The sequence below is a fragment of the Streptomyces sp. NPDC027663 genome, assembly GCF_055566415.1.
Window position 1 is genome coordinate 838,704 of the sequence record NZ_JBVHSK010000002.1, and the last position, 20,529, is coordinate 859,232.

14 protein-coding genes and 1 pseudogene are annotated in these 20,529 nt (G+C 70.8%); 9 read left to right on the plus strand and 6 right to left on the minus strand.

All coding sequences use genetic code 11. The features are described 5' to 3' along the window. Nucleotides 1-153 precede the first annotated feature (153 nt). Complete coding sequence (locus ACZ4SF_RS08715; RefSeq protein ID WP_468380072.1) at nucleotides 154-1,356, minus strand: FAD-dependent oxidoreductase; 1,203 nt, start codon at nucleotides 1,354-1,356, stop codon at nucleotides 154-156. Between the two features lie 44 nt (nucleotides 1,357-1,400). Continuing rightward, nucleotides 1,401-2,645 carry a carboxylate--amine ligase gene (locus ACZ4SF_RS08720; protein WP_468380074.1) on the minus strand — a complete coding sequence of 415 codons (1,245 nt, stop codon included), beginning with the start codon at nucleotides 2,643-2,645 and terminating at the stop codon, nucleotides 1,401-1,403. Between the two features lie 269 nt (nucleotides 2,646-2,914). Between ACZ4SF_RS08720 and fahA the strand changes: the two genes are divergently transcribed. From fahA to ACZ4SF_RS08760, 8 genes are all read left to right on the plus strand, one after another. Beyond that, the gene (fahA, locus tag ACZ4SF_RS08725; RefSeq protein ID WP_468380077.1) at nucleotides 2,915-4,132 is read left to right on the plus strand and encodes a fumarylacetoacetase; all 1,218 of its coding nucleotides are present in this window, start codon (nucleotides 2,915-2,917) and stop codon (nucleotides 4,130-4,132) included. A 369-nt stretch (nucleotides 4,133-4,501) separates the two neighbouring features. Continuing rightward, nucleotides 4,502-5,440, plus strand: coding sequence for a M56 family metallopeptidase (locus ACZ4SF_RS08730; RefSeq protein WP_468380080.1), 939 nt, complete (start codon nucleotides 4,502-4,504; stop codon nucleotides 5,438-5,440). Nucleotides 5,441-5,572: 132 nt separating this feature from the next. Next, nucleotides 5,573-6,361 (plus strand): GntR family transcriptional regulator, encoded by a 789-nt coding sequence (locus ACZ4SF_RS08735; protein WP_468380083.1) that lies wholly within the window; start codon nucleotides 5,573-5,575, stop codon nucleotides 6,359-6,361. A gap of 47 nt (nucleotides 6,362-6,408) precedes the next feature. Continuing rightward, entirely contained in the window at nucleotides 6,409-6,636 is a 228-nt protein-coding gene (locus tag ACZ4SF_RS08740) for a 4Fe-4S dicluster domain-containing protein (protein ID WP_030347217.1), read from the plus strand. A gap of 14 nt (nucleotides 6,637-6,650) precedes the next feature. Then, complete coding sequence (locus ACZ4SF_RS08745) at nucleotides 6,651-7,994, plus strand: ABC transporter substrate-binding protein (RefSeq protein WP_468380086.1); 1,344 nt, start codon at nucleotides 6,651-6,653, stop codon at nucleotides 7,992-7,994. Then, nucleotides 7,991-8,905: an ABC transporter permease gene (locus ACZ4SF_RS08750; protein ID WP_468380089.1), complete on the plus strand. Its 915-nt coding sequence runs from the start codon at nucleotides 7,991-7,993 to the stop codon at nucleotides 8,903-8,905. The genes ACZ4SF_RS08745 and ACZ4SF_RS08750 overlap by 4 nt, the downstream gene beginning before the upstream one ends. After that, nucleotides 8,889-9,677 carry an ABC transporter ATP-binding protein gene (locus ACZ4SF_RS08755; RefSeq protein ID WP_468380091.1) on the plus strand — a complete coding sequence of 263 codons (789 nt, stop codon included), beginning with the start codon at nucleotides 8,889-8,891 and terminating at the stop codon, nucleotides 9,675-9,677. The genes ACZ4SF_RS08750 and ACZ4SF_RS08755 overlap by 17 nt, the downstream gene beginning before the upstream one ends. Nucleotides 9,678-9,688: 11 nt before the next feature. Next, on the plus strand, nucleotides 9,689-12,451 hold the full coding sequence (locus tag ACZ4SF_RS08760; protein ID WP_468380094.1) for a fumarate reductase/succinate dehydrogenase flavoprotein subunit: 2,763 nt from the start codon (nucleotides 9,689-9,691) through the stop codon (nucleotides 12,449-12,451). Between the two features lie 30 nt (nucleotides 12,452-12,481). Here the strand turns inward: ACZ4SF_RS08760 and recQ are convergent, their stop codons facing one another. Further along, nucleotides 12,482-14,473 carry a DNA helicase RecQ gene (gene recQ / locus ACZ4SF_RS08765; RefSeq protein WP_468380097.1) on the minus strand — a complete coding sequence of 664 codons (1,992 nt, stop codon included), beginning with the start codon at nucleotides 14,471-14,473 and terminating at the stop codon, nucleotides 12,482-12,484. A 211-nt stretch (nucleotides 14,474-14,684) separates the two neighbouring features. On the opposite strand from recQ, the pseudogene ACZ4SF_RS08770 reads away from it, so the two are divergent. Further along, nucleotides 14,685-15,284 (plus strand): annotated as a pseudogene (locus ACZ4SF_RS08770) (Uma2 family endonuclease). Between the two features lie 74 nt (nucleotides 15,285-15,358). On the opposite strand, the gene nuoN reads toward ACZ4SF_RS08770, so the two are convergent. The 3 genes from nuoN to nuoL are packed head-to-tail and all read right to left on the minus strand — an operon-like array spanning nucleotide 15,359 to nucleotide 20,528. Further along, nucleotides 15,359-17,008, minus strand: coding sequence for an NADH-quinone oxidoreductase subunit NuoN (nuoN, locus tag ACZ4SF_RS08775; protein ID WP_468380100.1), 1,650 nt, complete (start codon nucleotides 17,006-17,008; stop codon nucleotides 15,359-15,361). Continuing rightward, entirely contained in the window at nucleotides 17,005-18,576 is a 1,572-nt protein-coding gene (locus tag ACZ4SF_RS08780) for an NADH-quinone oxidoreductase subunit M (protein WP_468380102.1), read from the minus strand. Before ACZ4SF_RS08780 ends, nuoN begins: the two co-directional genes overlap by 4 nt. Before the next feature lie 5 nt (nucleotides 18,577-18,581). Next, the gene (gene nuoL / locus ACZ4SF_RS08785) at nucleotides 18,582-20,528 is read right to left on the minus strand and encodes an NADH-quinone oxidoreductase subunit L (protein ID WP_468380105.1); all 1,947 of its coding nucleotides are present in this window, start codon (nucleotides 20,526-20,528) and stop codon (nucleotides 18,582-18,584) included. Nucleotide 20,529 lies beyond the last annotated feature (1 nt).

Below are 20,529 nucleotides of genomic sequence, written 5' to 3' on the forward strand. Positions count from 1 at the left end.
GTCGTTGCACGCACTTACGTGCTGACCGGCCCCAACTGTCCTGTTCCGGCTGGTCAGTTCCGGACGACCGGCCGGAGCCGGGCCTTGGACGATCAGTCCCAGGTGGTACTCGCGGGCTCCTCTACAGGAGTGCAGGACAGCCCCGTCCGGGTCTCAGCCGTGGGCCGACGCCAGGTGCTTCGCCAGGCGCGGGGAGGCGAACTCCGTACCGCAGACGAAGCGCATCACCGGGCCGTACGAGGACGCCGCCGGCAGGCCGGTGAAATACAGGCCGGGCACCGAGGAGACGTAGCCGGGGCCGAGCTTCGGCGTGCCGCGGCTGACCGCGAGCCGGGTGCGCAACTCATGGCCGAGGAAGTCCATCGCCGCGATGTCGACGCGGTAGCCGGTGGCGGCGATCACGTGGTCGGCGGTGAGCCGCTCGGTCCGACCGGCGTGGGTGCGGACGGTCAGCACAGGGCTTCCGTCCCGGACCTCGGCTCCCACCACCCGCTCGACGTCCTGCACCTGCACGCTGCTCTCGAAGCGCTCGCGCAGCCACCAGGCGCCGAGCGGGCCGAGAACCCGGCGGACCAGGTAGTGGCGAATGGTCCCGGGCAGGAAGCGGTACGGGTGCGGGTAGTAGCTGAGCGCCCACAGCGACCAGGCACGGCCGAACGGGGACTCCGGGCGGTACGTCGGCTGGTGCCAGGGCGGGGCGCCGAAGGCGACCCGGCCGCGCCCGCGCGCGACCACGCGCACGCGTGCACCCGCCTCGGCCGCGAGCGCCGCCGTCTCCAGCGCGGACTGACCGGCGCCGATGACGATCAGCTCCTTGCCGGCGAAACGGCCCAGGTCGTGGTGCTGGGAGCTGTGCGAGACCGGGGCGCTCGGCGCGGGCCCGTCGGCCGCCGCTCCCGCCAGCTCCGCCGGAAGGTGGGCGAGGCCCGACAGACCGGTGGCGACGACGACCGCGCGCGCGGTGAGCAACTCTCCCGAGTCCAGTTTGAGTTCGAAGCCGCCACCGGCGTCCCGGTCGACCGAGACCACCCGCACCTGCTCCAGGTCGGGGACCAGCTTCTGCTGGAACCACTCCCCGTAGGCGATGAAGGTCTCCACCGGGACGATGTCCTCGTCGGTCACCAGGCGGCGGATCCCGGCCGCGTCGCAGTAGTCGACGAGGGTGTGGCCGGGCTGCGGGCAGTCGAGGTTCGAGGCGGCGGGCGTCGACTTCAGGAGCATGCCCTCGGGCATGTGGTCACGCCAGCTGACCATGGGGTCGCCGAAGACACGGACGGGAATGCCCCGCGCCCGCAGATGGGCAGCGGTGGACAGGCCGAACGGCCCGGCCCCGATGACTGCAACCGGTCGAATCACGAAGTCCCTCCCCAGGACGCGATGCGCCACCCTCGTGGCCTTGCCTACTTCGTGGAGGTGCTGCTGCCGCGGCGGCTGGTCCGCCACAGCTGATACAGGTGCTTCGCGCCCGGGCGCACGAAGCGGGCGAGCATCGTGACGAACGGCAGCGGGTCGTCACCCGCCAGCCAGGCCAGCTCGGTCCCGCTCGCCTTCACCGGCGCGTGCGGGGTCGTGTAACCGCTGCGGCGGTAGGCGAGGAGGGCCGGGAGGTCGATGTTCTCCACGATGTAACGGTGGCCGGCGCGCTGTTCCCCCTCCGGTACAGGGCGGCCGGTCAGATGCAGGTGCATGGCACGCACGACGTCCACGCCCGACTCGTTCTCGAAGAGGCGGAACTGGGCGCCCATGCGCGGGTTGAAGTCGAGGAGCTTGTACTGTCCGTCGCGCCGGTCGAAGCGCAGGTCGAGGTCGATGATGCCGCTGAAGCCGATCTGCTTGATGAAACGTGCGGCGAGGTCGGCGAGTTCCGGGTTGTCGACGACGTACGCGTTCGCCGTCATGCCGGCGTGCGGCGGCCAGGAGCGGACCTTGACGCCGGTGAACAGCGTGAGCGGGCTGGAGTCCTGGTCGAAGCAGGCGTGCACGATCCAGTCCTCGGCCTGGTCACGCGGCAGGTACTCCTGGAGGATCACGCCGGGGTCGTCGCCCCAGTCGCGGGCCAGGGTGAGCAGTCCCTCGCGCGTGCCGATCCTCGTAGTGCCGTTCACGGCGGGCCTGCTGCGGCGGACGAACGCCTCACGGTTCTTGGCCACCACCGGGAAGAATGCCGTGTCGGCGAAGGCGACGATGTCGTCGTACGACTCCGGGAACGCGGCCGTGGGGCTCGCGATGCCGTGCTCCGTACACATTTCGTGCAGCCCCTGCTTGCTGGCCAGCCGGCGGGGCAGCGCCGGCTCCACGCGCGGGAACAGGAAGGGTCCGGCCAGGGCGCCCTGGTGCTCGGCGATCAGGACGGCGGCCTCCTCGTCCGTCGGGATGAGAACGGCCGGGCGGCCGATCCGGCGGCCGATGCGCAGCAGGCCCTCGACCAGGTGGTCCGGGTCCTCCGCGCCGGTCGTCGGCCACACGAACGCCTTCTTCAGGTACCGGGAAGAGGCCGCCGGTGTGTAGGGGTCCTCGGTGATGGCGTACATGGGCACGCCCAGGCGGCCCAGACTGCGGATCGCGCCGACGCCTCCGTGGTGCAACGGATAATCGCCGAACTTGACGATCAGCCCGGGCACGTCCCGATCGGCTTTCACAGGCACGCTGACGGCGTTTCCGGCCACGGGTCCCCCCACGTGTCCCCCAAAGTGGAACGGACCCACCCCGTCCGTGTCCCCAAAGGACGCTAAGCCGGAATTGCCGCCTCCCACAAGGCTTATCCGGACATTGCGAACTCTTTAGACACTGTGCGAGCAACGTTTCGAGCACTTCTCCAGGTGCTGCCCAAGACACGCATGTCGGCCGTAACGTGTGGCGCGACCACATGGAACGCATCGCCATGCATGGCCCGATGAGAGTGAGGCAGCACCCCATGCCCCCCTTCGACGTCCCCGAGGGCGACCCCTTCGGTCCGCACAACCTCCCCTATGGCGTGTTCTCGCCCTCCGGCGGCACGGAACGGAGGGTCGGCGTCCGTCTCGGTGAGCACGTCCTCGACGCGGGCGCCGCAGCCGCGGCGCTCGGCTCCCCCCACCAGGCGCTGCTCGCCCGGCCCACGCTCAACCCGCTCATGGCCGCCGGCCGCGCCACCTGGTCGGACGTGCGCCGTGACATCACCTCCTGGGTCACGGACCCCGCCCACCGTGCCACCGTCGAGCCCCTGTTCCACCCGCTGTCCGAGGTGACGCTGCACCTGCCCTTCGAGGTGGCGGACTACGTCGACTTCTACGCCTCCGAGCACCACGCCCGCAACGCCGGCCGGATCTTCCGTCCGAACGCCGAGGACTCCCTCACCCCGAACTGGAAGCACCTCCCCATCGGTTACCACGGCCGCGCCGGCACCGTGATCGTCTCGGGCACGGACGTCGTACGGCCCTCCGGGCAGCGCAAGGGCCCGAACGACCCGGCACCCGTCTTCGGCCCGTCGATCCGACTGGACATCGAGGCCGAGGTCGGCTTCGTCGTGGGCGTGCCCTCCGAGCTGGGCCGTCCGGTCCCCCTCGGTGACTTCCGGGAGCACGTCTTCGGGCTGAGCCTGCTCAACGACTGGTCCGCACGGGACCTCCAGGCCTGGGAGTACGTCCCCCTCGGCCCCTTCCTCGCCAAGTCCTTCGCCACCTCGGTGTCGGCATGGATCACCCCGCTGGAGGCGCTGGAACACGCGCGCGTGGCACCGCCGGAGCGCACCCACCCGCTCCACCCCTACCTGGACGACTCGGCACCCGGCCTCGAACCCGCCGGGTACGACCTGCGCATCTCCGTCGCGCTCAACGGCCACGTGGTCTCCGAGCCGCCGTTCTCCACCATGTACTGGACCGCGGCCCAGCAACTCGCCCACATGACCGTCAACGGCGCCTCGCTGCGCACCGGCGACCTCTACGGCTCGGGCACGGTCAGCGGCCCCGCCGAGAACCAGCGCGGCTCCCTGCTGGAACTGAGCTGGAACGGCCGCGACCCCCTCGAACTTCCGGACGGCAAGCGGACCTTCCTGGAGGACGGGGACGTGGTGACCCTGACGGCGTGGGCGCCCGGCGCGGACGGACGCCGGGTGGGCCTCGGAGAGGTCAGCGGACGGGTCCTGGCCGGCTGAGCGGCGGCGGGGCCGATACCGGGTCCCACCGATCTGCAGCCGGTCCGTGCGGGCGCGCGCGTGGCGCCCGCACGGACCGGCACCCGTCGAACGCGCGGCGCCGGGCACGGCCTTCCCCGGTGGCGGGCCTCCCGCGGAGTGACCGACGAGGATCCACTCGGGCCGGTGGCCAGAGGGACGGCCGGGGCGCGGCGAACCGGTGTACGCGCGCGTGCCGTCGGCCCGGCCGGATCGTCGCCGACCCCTGACTCGGACCGCCCGTCTTCGTCATACTGACAAGGACACGCACCACGCGCGACGCACCGCCGCGCGCCCGGCACCACGCACCACCCCACCCGCAACTCTCCGACCAGGAACCGGAGCCCCGGCATGACCGTCTGCCTGCTCCTGCTGAGCGTCGTCGCCCTGACGGCGGCCGTGCCGGCGCCGCGCGCGCTGACCCGGGCCGCCTGGCCCGAGCGGGAACCCGTGGTCGGGCTGTGGGTGTGGCAGTGCCTGGTCGCCACTGTCCTGCTGTGCTGCCTCACCGCACTGGTCCTGGGCACGGCGGCCGTCTTCCACACCGTCCGAGACCGGGTGTTCGCACCCGCGCCGCCCGTCGTCACCGCCGCGTACGACCTGTCCGCGGCGCCGGTGTGGGCCGCCGTGCTCACCGTGCTGCTGGCCTGCGGGGCCGCCTGGACGACGGCGATGCTGGCCCGGGAACTGGTCGAGGCCCGCCGCAGCCGGGGCCAGGCCCGGGCGCACCTGCGCGAGCGCGCCCCCGACCTGCCGGCCGGGCTGCCGGCTGCGCGCGGGCCGATGCTGGTGCTGGAGGACGAGTACCCAGACGCCTGGTGGATGCCGGGACACCCGCCGCAGCTGGTCGTCACCACGGGGGCGCTGCAGCGGCTCACCGACCACCAGCTGGACGCCGTCCTCACCCACGAACGCGGGCACGCCCGCGCCCACCACGACTGGCTGCTGCACCTGTCCACCGCACTCGCCACGGGCTTCCCGCACGTGCCGCTCTTCGCCCACTTCTGCGACCAGACGCACCGCCTGGTCGAGCTGGCCGCCGACGACACCGCGTCCCGGCGCTGCGGACACCTCACCACGGCCCTGGCGCTGATCGAACTGAACCAGCACCGGGGCGTCCTGTCCTGCGACTCCAGCCGCCGCCTGCTCGGCGAACGCGTGGACCGCCTGCTGGAACCACCGCCGCGGCTGATGCGCCGGCACCGGGCCCTGACGACGACGGTGGCCGCACTGGTGCCGTTGCTACCCCTGCTGATCACCTTCGCACCGGGCCTGACGGCACTGTCCTGACCAGCCCGCCGGGTGGCAGATCTTGCCCAGCCAGCAGAAAAACCCCAGCTCAGAGAGCTGATCCGGAAGCGTTCACCTGGCGCAACACTTCAGCAACACCTAATTCCCTACCCGTTGGGTATGGTTCCGGCCATGCCAGCCACCGACCGCCTCCGAGACCACGCCGGGCAGGGCGCCGCGACCACCGTCGCCGCCCACCGCGCGCGGCGCCGGCTGCGTGCGGACCGGGCCCGGCAGCTCGCCGACCTGCTGCGCCGCCAGATCCTCACCGGCGCCTTCCAGGACCGCAACCTCCCCCACGAGTCGACCCTCGCCACCGACTACCGAACCTCCCGCAACACCGTCCGCCAAGCCCTGGACCTGCTCCGGGCCGAAGGACTGGTGGACCGGCTGCCCGGAGTCGGCACCGTCGTCGTCGCCCGTAAATACCCGCACGGGCTCGACCGTCTGATGGGCCTCGCGGAAACCCTCCGCGAACACGGCCGCGTCACCAACGAGGTCCGCACCATGGGCCCCGCCCCCGCACCCGCCCCGGTGGCCGAACGCCTCCGCGTCCCCGCCGGCGCCGACGTCCTCTGCATCGAACGCCTGCGCCGCCTGAACGGTCTCCCGCTCTCTCTCGACCTGACCTACATCCCGCTCGACATCGGCACCGCCCTGCTCGACGCCGACCTGGAGAACACCGATGTCTTCCGGCTCCTGGAAGCCATCACCGGCCAGCCACTCGGCCATGCCGAGATCACCCTGGAAGCACTGAACGCGGACGCCCACTCCGCCGCCGTGCTCCAGGCCCCGCGCGGCACAGCCGTGCTGATGCTGGAACGCCTCACGCACCTCGCCGACGGCCGCCCCGTCGACCTGGAGTTCATCCGCTTCCGCGGCGACCGCATCACCATGAGCGGCCTGCTCCACCGGTCGTAGCACAACCGCCGCACACATCCCTGCCTGCACGTTTCCTGGAGACAGCCATGCCCTTGGCGCCCCAGCGGGCCGACGTGCCCGTGACCATCGACGAGTCGAAGTGCATCGACGGCTGCACCCTCTGCGTGGACATGTGCCCGCTGGACTCCCTCGCCATCGACGAGAGCAGCGGCAAGGCCTACATGCACGTCGACGAGTGCTGGTACTGCGGCCCGTGCGCGGCACGCTGCCCCACCGGGGCCGTCACGGTCAACATGCCCTACCTGCTCCGGTGAGAGGTACAACCACCATGAAACGCACGGCAGTCGCCCTGTCCGCCGTCACGCTCCTGCTCCCCCTGTCCGGCTGCGGCGGCAGCGCCGAGGCGGGCAGCGGCTCCACGGTCACCGTGACCATCGGGTACCAGTCCAAGACCATCAACACCGTCACCGCGGGAACCCTGCTGCGCTCCCTCGCATACTTCGAGAAGCAGCTCGATTCCCTGCACGACGGCCACACCTACAAGGTCGAATGGCAGGACTACGCCACCGGCGCCCCGATCACCGCCCAGATGACCGCAGGGAAGATCGACATCGGTTCGATGGGCGACTTCCCGCTGCTGCTCAACGCGGCCCGCGGCAAACAGCTCGGCCGCCCCACCCATCTGGTGTCGGTCACCGGCTACAACCTGCGCGGCGGCCTGAACACCGTCGTCACCGCACCGGACTCCCGGCTCACGTCCCTGAAGGACCTGAAGGGCAAGAAGGTCTCCACGAGCGTCGGCTCAGCCGCCGACGGCACCCTCGTACGGGCTCTGCAACGCGCCGGCATCGACCCCGACAAGGGAATCTCCAAGCTCAACCAGCAGCCAGCGGTGGGGGCCTCCGCATTGTCCGCAGGCAGCGTGGACGCGTTGTCGCAGTTCGTCGCGTGGCCGGGCCTCCTCGCCTACCAGGGCAAGGCGAAGGCCCTGTACGACGGCGCCCAGCTGAACCTGCCGACGTTCCACGGCGTCACCGCCCGCGAGGACTTCGCCCAGCAGCACCCGGCCGTCCTCGAAGCCTTCCTGAAGGCCCAGGCCCAGGCGACGGACTACCTCGACGACCATCCCGTCACCGCGGCCGAGAAGGTCGCCGAGGCCACCGGCCTGCCCGCCGAGGTCGTCTACCTCTACAACGGCGCCCACGGCATTTCCACCTTCAACCCCGCCATCACACCCCGGCTCGTCTCCGCTCTGAAGCAGGACGTGTCCGTGCTGAAGGCCGCCAAGCTGACCGGTGACATCGACGTGGACTCCTTCGTCGACGACCAGTACGTGAAGAAGGCCCTCGGCACGTCGTACACCGAGCGGCTCACCGCGTCGCCCCCACCGGCCGCGAGCGAGGTGTGGGCCAAGGGCAGCGAGAAGACCGTCTCCTACAAGTCCCCGAAGGACCTGCTGGCCCACCTGGCCGCACACCGGGACGGCATTCGCGCCGCCTACGTGCCCGACGCCACCACCGGCACCCTCTGGTTCGTCGACAAAGCGGTCTGGGTGGCCGACGGCGACAAGCTGCTGCCCTTCGTCGCACCGGAAACCGCGCAGGCCTACGTGTCCGGCCACAGCGGTGCCCGTACGGTCTCGTACCGCGAGGCTCTGGAGCGCGCCTCATGAACCGGCGGCCCCTGTCCCGGTATGCGCTGCGGATCGCGTCGCCGGCCGCCGCCCTCGGTCTGTGGCAGCTGCTGACCAGCCTGGACGTCGACCTGTGGCTGCGCTTCTCGCAGTTCCCGACGGTCACCGACGTGGCCCACGCCTTCGCCGGCCGGGTCGCCGGGGGCGATTATTGGACCGACCTCACCGACAGCCTCACCCGCATCCTGACCGGCTTTCTGCTGGCGGCCGTCCTCGGCGTGGCGACGGGCGTGCTCGTGGCGCGCTCCCGTCTGGCCGAGGACGTGCTCGGGCCGCTGCTGGAGGTCGTCCGTCCGATCCCGGCCATCGCGCTCGTCCCGGTCGCGATTCTCCTGTTCCCCTCGAACGAGCAGGGCATCGTCTTCATCACCTGCACCGCCGCCTTCTTCCCGGTGATGGTCTCCACCCGGCACGCGGTCCGCGCGCTGACCCCGGTCTGGGAGGAGGCGGTGCGCACGATGGGTGGCGGCCGGTTCCGGATTCTGCGCTCGGTCGTCCTGCCGGGTGCGCTGCCCGGCATCTTCGGCGGATTGTCCGTCGGCATCGGCGTGTCGTGGATCTGTGTGATCTCCGCCGAGATGATCTCCGGTCAGTACGGGGTCGGCTACCGCACCTGGCAGGACTACACGGTGCTCGACTACCCGGGTGTCTTCGTCGGCATGGTCACGATCGGCGTGCTCGGCTGGATCACCTCGACGGCCGTGGAACTCCTCGGCCGCCGGCTGACCCGCTGGCTGCCCCGCACCTCCTACGTCCCCGGAGGCCGCACCCGAGCGCCCCGGCCGTTCACCGCCCCCGCTCGCCCCGAAGGCGATGCCGAGCATCAGGCCCAACCCGAGCAGCAGGGCCAGAACCGCACCGAGGAGGCCCGCGATGAGCACCTCGTCTGAGACCGTCACCGCTCCCGCCCCGCCGGCACCACAGACCGTGCGCGGCACCCGGCTCGCCTTCCGCGGCGGCGTGCTCGGCCGCCCGGACGCTCCGGTCCTCGGCGGCGTCGACCTGGAGGTCGCCCCCGGCGAGATTCTCACCGTCGTCGGCCCCTCCGGCTGCGGCAAGTCCACGCTGCTGCGTACGCTCGCCGGGTTGTTGCCGCCGCTGGGCGGCACGGTGGAGGCGGACGGCAGCCCGGTGACCGGGCCGTCGGCCGATCGCGCGCTCGTCTTCCAGGAGGACGCGCTGCTGCCCTGGCGCACCTTGCGCGGAAACGTCGAACTCCCGCTGGCCATCAGGGGCGTACCGCGCGCGGAGCGGCGTTCCCGGGCCGGATCGTGGCTGGCGCGGGTCGGGCTCAGCGTGCAGGCCGGGCAGTTGCCGCACCGGGTGTCCGGCGGGCAGCGCCAGCGCGCCCAGTTGGCCCGCGCCTTGGCCGACAGTCCGCGCGCCGTCCTCATGGACGAGCCCTTCGGCGCCCTCGACGCCCAGACCCGCTCCGGCATGCAGGACCTGCTGGTGGAGGTGTTGCGGGGCACGGGAGCGACGGTCGTGTTCGTCACGCACGACGTGGACGAGGCCCTCTTCCTCGGCGACCGCGTGGCCCTGCTCGGCTCCGGCCGCGTGTCCGCCGTACGCGACGTGCCGCGTCCCCGCGACCGTGCGGCCTTCGACGATCCGGCTCGCGTGACGCTGCGCCGCGACATCCTCTCCTCGCTCGGCTCCTGAAAGGCACCCCGGTGACCACCCCCGCCCCCACCCTGGAGATTCCCGCCGTCACCGACGCCGAGGAGCTGACCTGCGACGTCCTCGTCATCGGCGGCGGCACCGCCGGCACCATGGCCGCGCTGACCGCTGCCGAGCGCGGCGCGGACGTCCTGCTGCTGGAGAAGGCCCACGTCCGGCACTCCGGCGCGCTCGCCATGGGCATGGACGGCGTCAACAACGCGGTCGTACCCGGCCGTGCCGAACCCGACGACTACGTCGCCGAGATCACCCGCGCCAACGACGGCATCGTCGACCAGTCCACCGTCCGCCAGACCGCCACTCGCGGTTTCGCCATGGTGCAGCGGCTGGAGTCGTACGGGGTCAAGTTCGAGAAGGACGAGCACGGCGAGTACGCGGTGCGCCAGGTCCACCGCTCCGGCTCGTACGTACTGCCGATGCCAGAGGGCAAGGACGTCAAAAAGGTCCTGTACCGGCAGTTGCGGCGGCGCGAGATGCGGGAGCGGATCCGGATCGAGAACCGGGTGATGCCCGTGCGGGTGCTCACCGCCGAGGGGCGGGCGGTGGGTGCCGTGGGTTTCCACACCCGTACCGGCGCCTTCGTCACCGTCCGCGCGGGCGCGGTGATCCTCGCGACCGGGGCCTGCGGCCGGCTCGGCCTGCCCGCCTCCGGCTACCTCTACGGCACCTACGAGAACCCCACCAACGCCGGTGACGGGTACGCCATGGCCTACCACGCGGGTGCCGAGCTGACCGGGATCGAGTGCTTCCAGATCAACCCGTTGATCAAGGACTACAACGGCCCGGCCTGCGCCTACGTCGCCAACCCCTTCGGCGGCTACCAGGTGAACCGGCACGGTGAGCGTTTCGTCGACTCCGACTACTGGTCGGGGCAGATGATGGCCGAGTTCGCCGCCGAGGTCGCCGGTGACCGCGGCCCGGTCTACCTGAAGCTCAGCCATCTGCCCGAGGAGTCGGTCTCCGCCCTCGAGTCGATCCTGCACTCCACCGAACGGCCCACTCGCGGCACCTTCCACGCCGGCCGCGGGCACGACTACCGCACCCATGACATCGAGATGCACATCTCCGAGATCGGGCTGTGCGGCGGCCACTCCGCCTCCGGCGTCCGTGTCGACGACCATGCCCGTACGACCGTGCCCCGCCTGTACGCGGCCGGTGACCTCGCCTGCGTCCCGCACAACTACATGATCGGCGCCTTCGTCTTCGGTGACCTGGCGGGCGCGGACGCCGCCCGGTACAGGGCGTACGAGGGTGAGCTTCCCGCGGACCAGGTGCGTGAGGCGCACGAGCTGATCTACCGCCCGCTGCGCAACCCGGACGGCCCGCCGCAGCCCCAGGTCGAGTACAAGCTGCGCCGCTTCGTGAACGACTACGTGGCACCGCCCAAGTCCGGCACGCGGCTCTCGCTGGCACTGGAGGCCTTCGAGCGGATGCGTGCCGACGTCGCCGCGATGGGTGCCCGCACCCCGCATGAGCTGATGCGTTGCGCCGAGGTCACCTTCATCCGCGACTGCGCGGAGATGGCCGCCCGTGCCTCCCTGGCCCGTACCGAGTCCCGCTGGGGCCTCTACCACGACCGTCTCGACCACCCCGGGCGCGACGACGCCTCCTGGTTCCACCATCTCGATCTGCACAAGTCCCCCTCTGGTGCGATGGAGTTCACGGCTCGTCCCGTGGCTCCCTATCTGGTTCCGGTCGAGGAGTTCACGCCTGTCGGCGGCCCCTCCCGGCGGCTGGGCGAGGTTCGGCCCGAGCAGGTGGCCACGGCCGGGCCGCGCGAGGTGGCGCCGGTGGCCGCGGGACCGGCGCCCGCCCGCGCCGCCCGCTCCGGCGACCCGGCGAGCACCGCGGGAGCCGCTTCTCCCCGGCTCCTGGAGCTGCTCGAACTGGCCGAGGCGGAACCCGAACTGGCCGAACTGGGCCCGTATTTGGCCGACTCCGATCCCGCTGTCCGCCGTACGGCCGTCTCGGTGCTCACGGAGACGGTGCCGTCCGGCACCGGGCTGGCCCTCGCCGGTGCGCTCGCCGACTCCGACGCCGAGGTCCGGGCGACGGCGGCGGCCTCACTGCGCGAACTCGTCGAGACGCTGCAGCCGGAGCCGGCCCTGGGTGCGGCTCTGACCGGTGCGCTCGCCGTGCCCGACCCCGTGGTCCGGGCCGCCGGTCTCGATGTGCTGCGGGCGCTGCGGCTCGGCGAGGCCGGGGTGTTCGCGGCGGCGCTGGACGACCCGGACGTGGGTGTCCGTATCGAGGCCGTGCGGGCGCTGGTCTCGGTCGATGCGGTCCGGCCGCTGGCGGGTGCCGCGGAGGATCCCTCCCGGGAGGTCCGGGTCACCGTGGCCAAGGCGCTGGCTGCCGTCGGCCCTGCGTCCCTCACCGCGGCCGGCCGGGGTCTGGTCGACGCCGCTCTGGACCGGCTCACCGAGGACGGTGACCCTTTGGTGCGCGGGGCCGCGCTCGGTGCGCTGGCCGTCACCGGCTGCCCGGAACCGTTCGCCGCCCGTGCCGTGGCCGCTCTGTCGGATCCGGCCTGGCAGGTACGGTCCGGCGCCGCTACTGCGCTGTCGGTCGCGCCCGCCGACACGGCCGTGCCCGCCCTCGCCAAGGCCCTCGCCGATCCGAACGCCGATGTGCGCAAGGCGGCCGTGCTCGCACTCACCCGGCACCGTGCCTCGCCGGAGGCCCGGGCAGCCCTCGCCACGGCCACGGCCGACTCGGACGCGGATGTCAGGGCCTACGCGGCACGCGGCCTGTGACGGTCCCCGGCATCGCCACTGGCCGGCCCGCTATATCCAGTCGTCCGGCTCCGGCTCCTCTGTCGGCTCCGGCCAGCCGGTGTCCTGCGCATCGGCTGCCGGGGCCGGGGCCGCGGCCGGGCCGTCCTGGGAGGCCAGCACCTCCAGGACCCCTTCCCCGTATGTCGCCAGCTTCTTCTCGCCGACGCCGCTGATCGTGCCCAGCTCGCGCACCGAACCGGGCCAACGGCTGACGATCTCCCGCAGTGTGGCGTCGTGGAAGATGACGTATGCCGGGACCCCTTGTTCCCGGGCCTGGTCGGCACGCCAGGCACGCAGGGCCTCGAAGGCGGGGAGCAGTGCGTCGGGCAGTTCGGCCGCGGCGGCCTTGGCCTTGCGCTCGCCCCCCGGGGCGCCCGCCGGTCTCGACCGGGACGCGGCCGGCTTCTTCGGCTCCTTGCGCAGCGGCACCTCACGCTCGCGCTTCAGCACCGAGCCGCTCGTGTCGGTGAGTACCAGGGTGCCGTACTCGCCCTCGACCGCGAGCAGTCCCTGGGCCAGCAGCTGCCGGATGACGCCCCGCCACTCGGCCTCGGTGAGGTCGGCTCCGATGCCGAAGACGGACAACTGGTCGTGGTCGAACTGGATGACCTTGCCGGTGCGCTTGCCGAGCAGGATGTCGGCGATCTGCACCGCGCCGAACTTCTGTCCGCGTTCCCGCTGCAGCCGCACCACCGTCGACAGCACCTTCTGCGCGGCGATCGTGCCGTCCCAGGTCTCCGGCGGGGTCAGGCAGGTGTCGCAGTTGGCGCAGCCCGACGGGTCGGGGTCCTGGCCGAAGTAGGCGAGCAGCTGGCCGCGGCGGCACTGGACGGTCTCGCACAGCGCGAGCATGGCGTCGAGGTGGGCTCCGGCGCGGCGGCGAAAGGCCTCGTCGCCCTCGCCGGACTGGATCAGTTTGCGCTGCTGTATGACGTCGTTCAGGCCGTATGCCATCCAGGCCGTGGACGGCAGGCCGTCGCGGCCCGCACGGCCGGTCTCCTGGTAGTAGCCCTCGATCGACTTGGGCAGGTCGAGGTGGGCGACGAAGCGGACGTCGGGCTTGTCGATGCCCATGCCGAAAGCGATCGTCGCGACCACGACCAGGCCGTCCTCGCGCAGGAACCGGGACTGGTGCGCGGCGCGCGTCGCAGCGTCCAGGCCCGCGTGGTACGGCACCGCGTCGATGCCGTTGGCGCTCAGGAATTCCGCCGTGCGCTCGACGGAGTTGCGTGAGAGGCAGTACACGATGCCGGCGTCGCCCGTGTGCTCCTCCCGGAGGAAGGCGAGCAGCTGCTTTCTGGGGTCGGCCTTGGGGACGATCCGGTACTGGATGTTGGGCCGGTCGAAGCTGGCGACGAAGTGGCGGGCCGTCGGCAGGTTCAGCCGCTGGGTGATCTCCTGGTGGGTGGCGCGGGTGGCCGTGGCGGTGAGGGCGATTCGCGGGACGTCCGGCCAGCGCTCGCCGAGCAGGGACAGGGTGAGGTAGTCGGGGCGGAAGTCGTGGCCCCATTGGGAGACACAGTGCGCCTCGTCGATCGCGAAGACGGAGATCTTGCCGCGGGAGAGCAGGACCAGGGTGGTGTCCAGGCGCAGCCGCTCCGGCGCCAGGTAGAGCAGGTCCAGCTCGCCGGCCAGGAACTCGGCCTCGACCATGCGCCGCTCGTCGAAGTCCTGGGTGGAGTTGATGAAGCCGGCTCGGACGCCGAGGGCGCGCAGGGCGTCCACCTGGTCCTGCATGAGGGCGATCAGCGGAGAGACCACCACTCCGGTGCCGGGGCGGACGAGGGCCGGGATCTGGTAGCACAGCGACTTGCCGCCGCCGGTGGGCATGAGGACGAGGGCATCGCCGCCGGCCACCACGTGTTCGATGATCGACTGCTGCTCGCCCCGGAAGGCGTCGTATCCGAAGACCCGGTGCAGCGTGGCCAGCGCCTCGCTGTCGTCCGTGCCCGGCCCCCCGGTCACCTGTGGCATCTCGCTGATCCCGCCCGTCGCGCCCATCGTCCTGTCCCCCGTCGGTCCCCCGTGTGTCGTCTCTCGACCGCTGCCTCCACCATAGGGGCCCGGACCGACAGCCTCGGAGTTATCCACAGGCTGACCGCGGAGACTCATGTCCAGGACACGAAAGTCGTTCACACGTTCGTGGGAGACCTGCCCGTTTCCGGTCGATAGTCTGAACGCACCGGCGAGACTCTGTCCCACGGGAGCACTGATGAGCGTCGCGCCGAAGGCGTCCACGCCCAGCTGGCCGACCCCGCCGGAAGGCGGCTGGACCGCCGACGACCTGGACCGCCTCCCGAATCTTCCTCCGCACACGGAATTGATCGACGGGAGCCTGGTCTTCGTAAGTCCGCAGACGATGTTTCACGTGCGTGTGTGAGCTTCTTCGAATGGCAGCTCCAGTCGCTGGCACCGGAGGATTCGAGGCCATCCGCGAGTTCACGATCGACATCGACCGCCAGAACCGGCCCGAGCCGGACGTGGTCGTGGTGCACGCGACCGTCGTGGAGGACCCGTACCAGACCCGCTTCCCGGCGGAGTCCGTCGTCCTGGCCATCGCGGTCGTCTCGGAGGACTCGGTCTCTCGCGACCGCGAGACCAAGCCCATGAAGTATGCCCCGCGAAGATCCCCCATTACTGGAGGGTCGAGAACGAGGAGGGCCGCGCCGTGGTGCACGTCGTCGAGCTGGAGCCGACGACCGGCACCTACACCAGCACCGGCATCTTCTGCGAGCGGATGAAGCTGGACGTGCCGTTCCCGCTGGACCTCGACCTCACGCAGATCAAGCCACGCCGCGACAAAGATCAGTGAGCCCCGGAAAACACACCGCTGCCGGGCACCCTTCCGAACACGGGTGCCGGGCAACGGCATGTGAGAAGTGATCGTCAGCGCACGAATACTCCCGCCTGGCTCGCCAGGTGCAGGAAGTACTGGGGCGCCACGCCGAGGACGACGGTCACGGCCACTCCCATGCCGATCGCGACCATGGTCAGCGGTGACGGCACGGCGACGGTCGGGCCTTCCGGCTTCGGCTCGCTGAAGAACATCAGCACGATCACGCGGATGTAGAAGAACGCGGCGATCGCCGAGGAGATCACACCGACCACGACCAGCGGGGCCGCGCCGCCGTCCGCCGCCGCCTTGAACACAGCGAACTTCCCGGCGAAGCCGGAGGTCAGCGGGATTCCGGCGAAGGCAAGCAGGAAGATCGCGAAGACCGCCGCCACCAGGGGCGAGCGGCGGCCGAGTCCGGCCCACTTGGACAGGTGGGTCGCTTCGCCGCCCGCGTCCCGCACCAGCGTGACCACGGCGAACGCGCCGATCGTCACGAAGGAGTAGCCCGCCAGGTAGAAGAGGACGGAGGACACGCCGTCCTTCGACGTGGCGATGACACCCGCGAGGATGAATCCCGCGTGCGCGATGGACGAGTACGCCAGCAGCCGCTTGATGTCGGTCTGGGTGATGGCGACGATCGCGCCGCCCAGCATGGTGATGATCGCGACGGCCCACATGACCGGCCGCCAGTCCCAGCGCAGCCCGGGCAGGACGACGTACAGCAGGCGCAGCAGCGCGCCGAACGCGGCCACCTTGGTCGCCGCCGCCATGAAGCCGGTCACGGGGGTGGGCGCGCCCTGGTAGACGTCGGGCGTCCACATGTGGAACGGCACCGCGCCCACCTTGAACAGCAGGCCCATGACGAGCATGGCGGCGCCGATCAGGAGCAGCGCGTCGTTGCCCATGGTGTTGGCGAGTGCCGGGTCGACGTCGGTGACGGTGCCGTCGACGACCTGGGCGATGCGCGCGTACGACACCGAGCCCGCGTAGCCGTACAGCAGCGCGATGCCGAACAGCGTGAACGCGGAGGCGAACGCGCCGAGCAGGAAGTACTTGACTGCGGCTTCCTGCGACATCAGCCGCTTGCGGCGGGCGAGCGCGCACAGCAGGTACAGCGGGAGGGAGAAGACCTCCAGGGCCACGAACAGGGTCAGCAGGTCGTTGGCCGACGGGAAGATCAGCATGCCGCCGATGGCGAAGAGGAGGAGCGGGAAGACCTCCGTGGTGGTGAAGCCGGCCTTCACCGCGGCCTTCTCGCTGTCGCTGCCGGGTACGGCGGCGGCCTGCGCGGCGAAGGAGTCGACGCGGTTGCCGTGGGCGGCCGGGTCCAGGCGCCGCTCGGCGAAGGTGAACAGGCCGACCAGGCCGGCCAGGAGGATCGTGCCCTGCAGGAAGAGGGACGGGCCGTCGACCGCGATGGCTCCCATGGCGGCGACGTGTGCCTTCGTGGTGCCGTACCCGCCGGCCGCGAGTGCGACGACCGCAGCGAACGCGGCGCACAGTGCGACGACGGCGACGAACACCTGCGCGTAGTAGCGGGACTTGCGCGGCACGAAGGCCTCGACGAGCACCCCGACCAGCGCCGCGCCGACGACGATCAGGGTCGGCGACAATTGTCCGTATTCGATCTTCGGCGCGTCGATCTTCGAGATCGGTTCGGCCGCGGTTGTCCACAGGCTGTGGACGGCTGCTGCGCTCACTTGGCCGCCTCCACCTCGGGCTTGGGGTCGGTCTTGTGTACGTCGGACATGGTCTGCTCGACCGCGGGGTTGACGATGTCCGTGACGGGCTTCGGGTAGACGCCCAGGAAGATCAGCAGCACGATCAGCGGGGCGACGACGACCAGCTCGCGCACGCGGAGGTCGGGCATCGCCGACACCTCGGGCTTCACCGGGCCCGTCATCGTCCGCTGGTACAGGACGAGCACGTAGAGCGCGGCGAGGACGATGCCGAAGGTGGCGATGATGCCGATCGCCGGGTAGCGCGTGAACGTGCCGACCAGGACCAGGAACTCGCTGACGAACGGCGCGAGGCCGGGCAGGGAGAGAGTGGCGAGGCCGCCGATCAGGAAGGTGCCGGCGAGCACCGGGGCGACCTTCTGCACGCCTCCGTAGTCGGCGATGAGCCGGGAGCCGCGCCGGGAGATCAGGAAGCCGGCGACCAGCATCAGCGCGGCCGTGGAGATGCCGTGGTTGACCATGTAGAGCGTGGCGCCGGACTGGCCCTGGCTGGTCATCGCGAAGATGCCCATGATGATGAAGCCGAAGTGCGAGATCGACGCGTACGCCACCAGGCGCTTGATGTCCCGCTGGCCGACGGCGAGCAGCGCGCCGTAGACGATGCTGATCAGGGCCAGGACGAGGATCACGGGCGTCGCCCACTTGCTGGCCTCCGGGAAGAGCTGGAGGCAGAAGCGGAGCATCGCGAAGGTGCCCACCTTGTCGACGACCGCGGTGATGAGGACGGCGACAGGGGCGGTGGACTCCTGCATGGCGTTGGGCAGCCAGGTGTGCAGCGGCCACAGCGGCGCCTTCACCGCGAAAGCGAAGAAGAAGCCCAGGAACAGCCAGCGTTCGGTGCTCGTCGCCATGTGCAGCGAGCCGTTGGCGCGGGCCTGCGCGATCTCCTGGAGGCTGAAGTTCCCGGCCACGACGTAGAGGCCGATCACCGCGGCCAGCATGATCAGGCCGCCGACGAGGTTGTAGAGCAGGAACTTCACCGCGGCGTACGACCGCTGGGTGGCGGCCGTCTCTTCGCCGTGCTCGTGTGCGCGGTCCCCGAAGCCGCCGATGAGGAAGTACATGGGGATGAGCATGGCTTCGAAGAAGATGTAGAAGAGGAAGACGTCGGTGGCCTCGAAGGAGATGACCACCATCGCCTCGACCGCGAGGATCAGCGCGAAGAAGCCCTGGGTGGGCCGCCAGCGGCGGCTTCCGGTCTCGAGCGGGTCGGCGTCGTGCCAGCCGGCGAGGATGATGAACGGGATCAGTACGGCGGTCAGCGCGATCAGCGCCACCGCGATGCCGTCGACGCCCAGCTCGTACCTGACCCCGAAGTCCTTGATCCAGGCGTGGGATTCGGTGAGCTGGTAGCGGGAGCCGTCCGGGTCGAAGCGGACCAGGACGGTGACCGCCAGGGCGAGTGTGGCGAGGGAGACGAGCAGCGCCAGCCATTTGGCGGCGGTGCGCCGCGCGGCCGGTACGGCGGCCGTGGCGACGGCCCCGATGGCCGGGAGCGCCGCCGTCGCTGTCAGCAGGGGAAAGGACATCGGTATCAGACCGCCCTCATCAGGAGGGTTGCGGCGACGAGGAGTGCCGCACCGCCGAACATCGAGACCGCGTAGGAGCGGGCGAAGCCGTTCTGGAGCCGGCGCAGCCGTCCGGACAGACCGCCGAAGCCGGCCGCCGTGCCGTTGACGACGCCGTCGACCAGGGTGTGGTCGACGTACACCAGGGAGCGCGTGAGGTGTTCGCCGCCACGGACCAGGACCACGTGGTTGAAGTCGTCCTGGAGCAGGTCGCGGCGGGCCGCGCGGGTGAGCAGCGAACCGCGCGGGGCGAGGGCCGGGACGGGTTTGCGGCCGTACTGGGCCCAGGCGATGGCGACGCCGATGACCAGGCAGACCATGGTGGCGCCGGTGACCGTCGCCGCGCTGAGCGGGGAGTCGCCCTCGCTGTGGCCGGTGACCGGCTCCAGCCAGTGCAGGAAGCGGTCGCCGATGCTGAAGAACGCACCGCCGAAGACGGAGCCGACGGCCAGCACGATCATGGGGATCGTCATGACCTTCGGGGACTCGTGCGGGTGCGGCTCCGCATGTTCGCCGCGGTGCTCGGCCGCAGGTTCCGCGCTGGGGGCCTCCGGGGAGCGAGTGGGTTGGTTCCTCCAACGCTCCTCTCCGAAGAAGGTCATCAGCATCACGCGCGTCATGTAGAAGGCGGTGATGGCCGCGCCGAGCAGGGCCGCGCCGCCGAGGATCCAGCCCTCGGTGCCGCCCTTGGCGAACGCCGCCTCGATGATCTTGTCCTTGGAGAAGAAGCCTGACAGGCCGGGGAAGCCGATGATCGCGAGGTAGCCGAGACCGAAGGTGATGAAGGTGACCGGCATGTACTTGCGCAGGCCGCCGTAGCGGCGCATGTCGACCTCGTCGTTCATGCCGTGCATGACCGAGCCGGCGCCGAGGAAGAGCCCGGCCTTGAAGAAGCCGTGCGTCACCAGGTGCATGATCGCGAAGACGTAGCCGATGGGGCCGAGTCCGGCGGCCAGCACCATGTAGCCGATCTGCGACATGGTCGAGCCGGCCAGTGCCTTCTTGATGTCGTCCTTGGCGCAACCGACGATCGCACCGAAGAGAAGCGTGACCGCGCCGACGACGGTGACGGCCAGCTGGGCGTCGGGGGCGGCGTTGAAGACGGCGCCGGAGCGGACGATCAGGTAGACACCGGCGGTCACCATCGTCGCCGCGTGGATCAGGGCCGAGACCGGGGTCGGGCCCTCCATGGCGTCCCCGAGCCAGGACTGCAGCGGCACCTGGGCGGATTTGCCGCAGGCGGCGAGCAGCAGCATCAGGCCGATCGCGGTGAGCTTGCCCTCGGAGGTGTCACCGGTGTGGCCGAGGACGGGGTCGAAGGCGAAGCTGCCGAAGGTGGTGAACATCAGCATGATCGCGATCGACAGGCCCATGTCGCCGACGCGGTTGACGAGGAAGGCCTTCTTGGCGGCCGTGGCGGCGCTGGGCTTGTGCTGCCAGAAGCCGATCAGCAGGTACGAGGCGAGACCGACGCCTTCCCAGCCGACGTAGAGCAGCAGGTAGTTGTCGGCGAGGACGAGCAGCAGCATCGCCGCGAGGAACAGGTTCAGGTAGCCGAAGAAGCGGCGGCGCCGCTCGTCGTGCTCCATGTAGCCCACCGAGTACAGGTGGATCAGCGAGCCGACGCCCGTGATGAGCAGCACGAACGTCATGGACAGCTGGTCCAGGCGGAACGTGACGTCCGCCTGGAAGCCGGCCACCGGGACCCAGCTGAACAGGTGCTTGACGAGCGTGCGGTGTTCGGCGCCCTTGCCGAGCAGGTCGGCGAAGAGGATCAGGCCGAACACGAAGGAGCCGGCCGACAGCAGCGTGCCGATCCAGTGACCGACGCGGTCGAGCCATCGGCCGCCGACCAGGAGGACGGCCGCTCCGAGCAGGGGCGCCGCGATGAGCAGCGCGATCAGGTTCTCCACG